The organism is Pseudomonas cyclaminis (assembly GCF_015163715.1).
Lineage (GTDB): Bacteria > Pseudomonadota > Gammaproteobacteria > Pseudomonadales > Pseudomonadaceae > Aquipseudomonas > Aquipseudomonas cyclaminis.
On sequence record NZ_JADDUM010000322.1, the window covers coordinates 1 to 6353 of the forward strand.

Sequence of the window (6353 nt, forward strand, 5' to 3'; positions counted from 1 at the left end):
GCCGAGGTGGCACCGCCACAGGCGGAATTGACCCGGCCACGGAACAGGATCAGTTTCGGGTTCTTGTAGGTCAGGCCGTTTTCCTGGAAGACCTGGCCCCAGGTGTCTTCGGTATCGCCGAGCACTGCGCGGACGAAATCGGCCTGTTCATCATTGGCCGGTGGCGCCTGGCGCGACTGCGTGCTGACCGACGGTGCCTGTTCCATCTGGCCGGTCAATTGGCCGAGGATCTGCATCGGGTCCTGGCCGGTCAGCCAGCCAATGCCGACGATCAGCACAATCGCCGTCAGGCTCAGACCCTTGCCGCCGCCAAAGCGCATGCCGCCACCACCGCCGCCACTGTCATCGCGGGCATCCACCACGTTGTCGCTGCGTCGGCCTTTTTTCCATAGCATGGGGGCAATCCTCTTGATGAATGGTCCTACAAAGATGTGGGTTGAGTATGGCCGGTATTAGCGGCAATACCCTTCGCCGGTGTCGACGATCAGGCAGTCTTTTTTATCTGCCAGCCATTTCAATCCGGTGGCTTCACCATCGCCGGCACGCAGCAGTTGCGGGCCGTCCGGACGGGTGAAGGCGATGCCGTCTTCGGAGGCTTCGCCCTTGAAGGTGCCGGAGTCGTCGGCGTCGAGGCCGTACTGCATGGTGAGCACGTAGTGGCCACGGCCAATGGCGTCGTCCTTGGCGATGGTCAGGTTCAGGCCTTCAACGCCGATCCACTTGCCGACCCATTTGTCGGTCGGTGGCGTCTCCGGCACCAGGGTGGCCTGCACGGAGGCGGGTGCGGGTTTGGGTGCTTCCTTGGCTTCCTGGTTGCAGGCGGTGAGCAGGGCAAGGGTGGAAAGAACAAAGAGGATTTTTTTCATAGCAGCAGGCCTTGGTTAAAAAGTGTGCAGCACGGGGGGCGAACGTGCAGGGTTGGACTCGATTCCCATGATTTAGTGCGCTGTTCGCCCGGTGTTTGGTTATGCTCTTGGGGCAGACTCCGACCCGGCTGCTAGATTACCGGGTTGAGCGCTACTTCGTTCAGTGCTCGGTGTTCCGTCCGCCACGCAAGAGAATTCCATGACTGTCAGTACCCCGCTGTCCGGCGTCAACCATCCCTTCAAAGGCATCGTGCTGATTGTGGCGGCGACGTTCCTGTTCTCCAGCCACGATGCGTTGTCCAAATACCTGGCCGGGTTCTACCCGATTGTGATGGTGGTGTGGGCGCGCTATCTGGTGCACACCGTGTTGATGGCCGGGATTTTCCTGCCGCAATCGGGTCTGCGCGTGCTGCGCAGCAAGCGGCCGGGCATGCAGGTGGTGCGCGCCCTGTGCCTGTTGGGCACCAGCCTGTTTTTTACCTCGGCGCTGCATTACATCCCCTTGGCGGAAGCCACGGCGGTGAACTTCCTCGCGCCAATCCTGGTAACCGCGCTGTCGGTGCCGCTGCTGGGTGAGCACGTCACGCGTGGCCAGTGGCTGGCGGTGATCTGCGGGTTTGTCGGCGTGTTGGTGATCATCCATCCCGGCGGCGAACTCTTCACCCCGGCGGTGTTGCTGCCGCTGTGCTCGGCGCTGTTTTTCTGTTTCTACCAGTTACTCACACGCATCCTCAGCCAGTACGACACACCGACCACCAGTAATTTCTTCGCCGGGCTGTGCAATACCTTGGTGATGAGCGCAATGGTGCCGTTCTTCTGGCAGATCCCTACGTTGTGGCACGGGGTGATGATGCTGGCGCTGGGCACGTGCGGGATGACCGCGCACCTGATGCTGACCCAGGCGTTCCGCTTTGCGGCGCCGGCCTTGCTGGCGCCGTTCGGCTATTGCCAGATCGTGTTTGCGGGGTTGTTGGGTTGGCTGGTGTTCAGTCATACCCCCGATATGACCACGGTGGTCGGTATCGGGGTGATCTGCATGAGCGGGTTGGCCGCTGCCTGGCAGCAGCGGCGTCGATAGCTCAGGGGATGGCTCAGACGTCTACGGTAGGAATCCTGCGCGGCGCCATGAAGTACATCCAGGTCAGCGCAATGAAGTACATCGCCGGGATCAGGGTGAACAACACGGTGTAGTTGTTGTTGGTCACGGTGAGGATATGGCCGACGATCTGGGTCATGAACATGCCGCCGATAGCCGCGCACATGCCGCCGAAGCCGAACACGGTGCTCATCATGTGCTTGGGCGTGTAGTCCATCACCAGGCTCCAGATATTCGCGGTCCAGGCCTGGTGCGCGCCGATGGCCAGGGAGATGGCAAATACCGCGACCCACAGTTGGCTGGAACCGGCCGCCATGATCACGCCGACGATGCAGCAGGCAAACAGCAGCATCGACAGCAGCCGCGCCTTGATCGAGTTCATCCCACGTCCGATCAGGAATGACGACAGGATGCCCCCGCCCACGCTGCCGAAGTCGGCGGTCAGGTAGATGATGATCAGCGGGATGCCCATCTGGGTCACGTTGATGCCCAGGTTGTATTGCTGGTTCAAAAACGGCGGCAGCCAATACAGGTAGAACCAGAACACCGGCGCGGTCAGTGCGTAGGCAATCGCAAAAGCCCAGGTGCCGCGCATGCGCAGGATGCGGCTGAACGGCACGCCAGGCTGTTCCGGCTCGACTTCCCGTTGCACGTAGTCCAATTCGGATTGTTTAACGCTCGGATGATCTTCCGGGTTGTAGTACTTCAAACCCCAGAACACCAGCCAGATCGCGCCCAGCGACGCCATGCACAGGAAGGCAGCCTGCCAGCCCCACACATGCAGGATCAGCGGCAGCAGCATCGGGGTCATCATGGCGCCAACGTTGGTGCCGGCGTTGAAGATCCCGGTGGCCACTGCACGTTCACCCGCAGGGAACCACAACCGCGTGGTCTTGACGCAAGCCGGGTAGTTGGCGGCTTCGGTCAGCCCGAGGATAAAACGGCAGACCATAAAGCCGACGGCCGAGGTCGCCAGGCCGTGGGCGCCGGTGGCCAGGCTCCAGAGCAGTACCGCGCAGAAGAACACGCGCTTCACGCCGACCTTGTCGATCAAGCGGCCTTGCAGCACAAAGCCAATCGCGTAGCCCACCTGGAACCAGAAGTTGATGTTGGCGTAGTCCATCGCCGTCCAGCTCATCTCTTTGGCGAGGATCGGTTGCATCACACCGAGGGCGGCGCGGTCGATGTAGTTGAGGGTGGTGGCGAAGAACACCAGGGCCAACATGCCCCAGCGAGTTTTACCGACGGCCATGGCGCCGCGGATCTTGTCGCCGATGCCGGCGTGCGGGGTGCCGGGGCGCGAGGCCAGGGCGGAATTTTGCGAAGGCATGTGGTTGTACCCGTTTTTTGAAATTTTTATGGTGTGTTCTGGGTCTTTGCTAAACGTTGGTGCGGGATTGATGGTGCGCAGTGGCTAAAAAATCGTCAATTCGCCAAAGAGGCTTAGTGTTCGATAATCGCACCAAAAACTAACCGGTTCGTACATTTTAATTGCTGCGTGTAGGCTGGGGGCGAATAATTTGCCACAAACAACAATTGCCGGGAGTCGTCCATGCAACGTTCCATTGCCACCGTTTCATTGAGCGGCACCCTGCCGGAAAAGCTCGAAGCCATTGCCGCCGCCGGGTTCGACGGGGTTGAGATCTTCGAGAACGACCTGTTGTATTACGACGGCAGCCCCCGTGAAGTTAGGCAGATGTGCGCCGACCTCGGCATTGCCATCACCTTGTTCCAGCCCTTTCGTGACTTTGAAGGCTGCCGCCGCGACCGCCTGGCGCGCAACCTGGAGCGGGCCGAGCGCAAGTTCGACCTGATGCAGGAGCTGGGCACCGACCTGGTGCTGGTGTGCAGCAATGCCTCGGCCGATTGCGTCGGCGATGAACAGATTTTGCTCGATGACCTGAGCCTGCTGGCCGAACACGCCGGCCACCGTGGCTTGCGCATCGGTTATGAAGCGCTGGCCTGGGGTAAGCACGTGAACACCTGGCAACAAGTGTGGAACCTGGTGCGCCAGGTTGATCACCCCAGCCTGGGCGTGTTGCTCGACAGCTTCCATACCCTGTCGCTCAAGGGCGACCCAAGTGCCATCGCCGAGATCCCCGGCGACAAGATCTTCTTCGTGCAAATGGCCGACGCACCGATCCTGGCCATGGACGTGTTGGAGTGGAGCCGGCATTTCCGTTGCTTCCCCGGTCAGGGCGAGTTTGACCTGGCGGGCTTTCTGGCACCGATCATCAAGAGTGGCTACACCGGGCCGTTGTCCCTGGAAATTTTCAACGATGGTTTCCGCGCCGCGCCAACCCGTGCGAATGCCGCCGATGGCCTGCGTTCGCTGCTGTACCTGGAAGAGAAAACCCGCCAGCGCCTGGCCGAAGAAGCGCCTGCCACACCGGTCGATATCCTGTTTGAAACCCCGGCGGCGAGTGAGTACGACGGCATCGAGTTCCTCGAATTTGCCGTGGATGAAAACCTCGGCGCCAAGTTGACTAACTGGCTGGAGCGCCTGGGGTTCGTCAAGGCCGGGCAGCACCGCTCCAAGAGCGTGAGCCTGCTGCGTCAGGGGGATATCAACCTGATCCTCAACTGCGAACCCTATTCCTTCGCCCATAACTTTTTCGAAGCCCATGGGCCTTCGCTGTGCGCCACGGCGATCCGGGTCAAGGACAGCGCCAAGGCCCTGGAGCGAGCGGTCGCCTATAAAGGCCAACCCTATCGCGGCCTGGTCGGCCCCAACGAGCTGGAACTGGCGGCCGTGCGCGCACCGGATGGCAGCCTGATTTACCTGGTGGACCCCAGCGAAGGCGGGCTGTACGACACCGACTTCAACCTACAAACTGCCTCGACCGACGCCGGCGGTTTGCTGCGCATCGACCATATGGCCATGGCCCTGCCGGCCGACAGCCTCGACAGTTGGGTACTGTTCTACAAGAGCCTGCTGGACTTTGAAGCCGATGACGAAGTGGTGCTGCCCGACCCTTACGGCCTGGTCAAAAGCCGCGCCTTGCGCAGCCGCTGCAGCTCGATCCGCCTGCCGCTGAACATCTCCGAGAACCGCAATACCGCGATTTCCCACGCGCTATCGAGCTATCGCGGCTCGGGAGTGCACCACATTGCCTTCGACTGTGCGGATATTTTCGCCGAAGTGCGCCGTGCCAAAGAGGCCGGCGTGCCGCTGCTGGATATTCCGCTCAACTACTACGACGACCTGGCCGCACGTTTCGATTTCGACGACGAGTTCCTCAGCGAGCTGGCTTACTACAACGTGCTGTACGACCGCGACGCCCAGGGCGGTGAGTTGTTTCACGTGTACACCGAACCCTTCGAAGGACGGTTTTTCTTCGAGATCATCCAGCGCAAGAATGGCTATGCCGGCTATGGCGCGGCCAACGTGGCGGTGCGTCTGGCGGCGATGGCCAAGTCCCGTAGCGGTGCGGTGCGCCAGGCACGTTTATAAGGGGTTGTCGGGTGCTTCCTTCGGGGAGCACCGGGGCCCATAATCGCGGCCTGCACAATAAAAATGGCCGTGAGCGCACCATGACCTCAAGTCCCGAACTCCCCGAGGTGCAAGCCGCACCGCGCAAGAGTCGTAAGAACAATCCGGAAAAGACCCGCGAAAACATCCTTCAGGAAGCCATCGTGGAGTTTGTCCAACAGGGCCTGTCCGGCGCTCGCGTGGACGCCATCGCCGAGCGCATCCATACCTCCAAACGCATGATCTATTACTACTTCGGCAGTAAGGAACAGTTGTACGTCGAGGTGCTGGAGAAGCTCTACGGCGATATCCGCAACACCGAAACGCGCATGAACCTGACCGAGCTGGAGCCGCGAGAGGCGATTCGGCGGCTGGTGGAATTCACCTTTGATCACCACGATCAGAACGTGGACTTTGTGCGGATCGTCAGCATCGAAAATATCCACAATGCCGAGTACGTCAAACGCACCGACACGATCAAGGCGATGAACAGCAAGATCCTTGAGGGGTTGGGCGCGACCCTGCGCCGGGGCGCCGAAATGGGCGTGTTCCGTGAAGGCCTGGAACCGTTGGACGTGCACCTGCTGATCAACTCATTCAGCTTTTACCGGGTGTCCAACCGCCATACTTTCAGTGAGATTTTTCAGATCGAACTGTCGGATGACGTGGTTAAGCAGCGGCATCGCGAGATGATCTGTGAGTCGGTGTTGCGCTACCTTCAGGCCTGAAGTCACCGCCTAACCAAATGTGGGAGGGGGCTTGCCCCCCGATAGCAGTGGATCAGTCAGCTTATGTGTGGCTGACCCACCGCAATCGGGGGCAAGCCCCCTCCCACATTTCAGGTATTCATGCTCTTGAAGTGCGCGAGCATCCGCTGCGCATCCGGCACTTCGCCACTGAACAATTCAAATGCCTTCAC

The 6353-nt window shown here is 60.5% G+C and carries 6 protein-coding genes; 3 read left to right on the top strand and 3 right to left on the bottom strand.

Annotated elements, in window-relative coordinates; all coding sequences use genetic code 11:
• Positions 1 to 395 (bottom strand): neutral zinc metallopeptidase (locus IQK56_RS29495; protein ID WP_193901940.1); only part of this gene is annotated, 395 nt, incomplete at its 3' end.
• A 57-nt stretch (positions 396 to 452) separates the two neighbouring features.
• Complete coding sequence (locus tag IQK56_RS29500; RefSeq protein WP_193862361.1) at positions 453 to 866, bottom strand: membrane lipoprotein lipid attachment site-containing protein; 414 nt, start codon at positions 864 to 866, stop codon at positions 453 to 455.
• Positions 867 to 1065: 199 nt separating this feature from the next.
• On the opposite strand from IQK56_RS29500, the gene IQK56_RS29505 reads away from it, so the two are divergent.
• The gene (locus IQK56_RS29505; protein WP_122310049.1) at positions 1066 to 1944 is read left to right on the top strand and encodes a DMT family transporter; all 879 of its coding nucleotides are present in this window, start codon (positions 1066 to 1068) and stop codon (positions 1942 to 1944) included.
• Positions 1945 to 1957: 13 nt separating this feature from the next.
• On the opposite strand, the gene IQK56_RS29510 is transcribed toward IQK56_RS29505, so the two are convergent.
• Entirely contained in the window at positions 1958 to 3292 is a 1335-nt protein-coding gene (locus IQK56_RS29510; protein ID WP_122310051.1) for an MFS transporter, read from the bottom strand.
• 222 nt (positions 3293 to 3514) lie between these two features.
• Between IQK56_RS29510 and quiC the strand changes: the two genes are divergently transcribed.
• Positions 3515 to 5416, top strand: coding sequence for a 3-dehydroshikimate dehydratase QuiC (quiC, locus tag IQK56_RS29515; protein ID WP_193862362.1), 1902 nt, complete (start codon positions 3515 to 3517; stop codon positions 5414 to 5416).
• Between the two features lie 80 nt (positions 5417 to 5496).
• Positions 5497 to 6162 (top strand): TetR/AcrR family transcriptional regulator, encoded by a 666-nt coding sequence (locus tag IQK56_RS29520; protein WP_099584718.1) that lies wholly within the window; start codon positions 5497 to 5499, stop codon positions 6160 to 6162.
• Positions 6163 to 6353 lie beyond the last annotated feature (191 nt).

What these genes read in the sequence shown, in the direction of transcription:
- IQK56_RS29500 (WP_193862361.1), bottom strand. Translation starts at nt 866, where the DNA reads ATGAAAAAAATCCTCTTTGTTCTTTCCACCCTTGCCCTGCTCACCGCC.
- IQK56_RS29505 (WP_122310049.1), top strand. Translation starts at nt 1,066, where the DNA reads ATGACTGTCAGTACCCCGCTGTCCGGCGTCAACCATCCCTTCAAAGGC.
- IQK56_RS29510 (WP_122310051.1), bottom strand. Translation starts at nt 3,292, where the DNA reads ATGCCTTCGCAAAATTCCGCCCTGGCCTCGCGCCCCGGCACCCCGCAC.
- quiC (WP_193862362.1), top strand. Translation starts at nt 3,515, where the DNA reads ATGCAACGTTCCATTGCCACCGTTTCATTGAGCGGCACCCTGCCGGAA.
- IQK56_RS29520 (WP_099584718.1), top strand. Translation starts at nt 5,497, where the DNA reads ATGACCTCAAGTCCCGAACTCCCCGAGGTGCAAGCCGCACCGCGCAAG.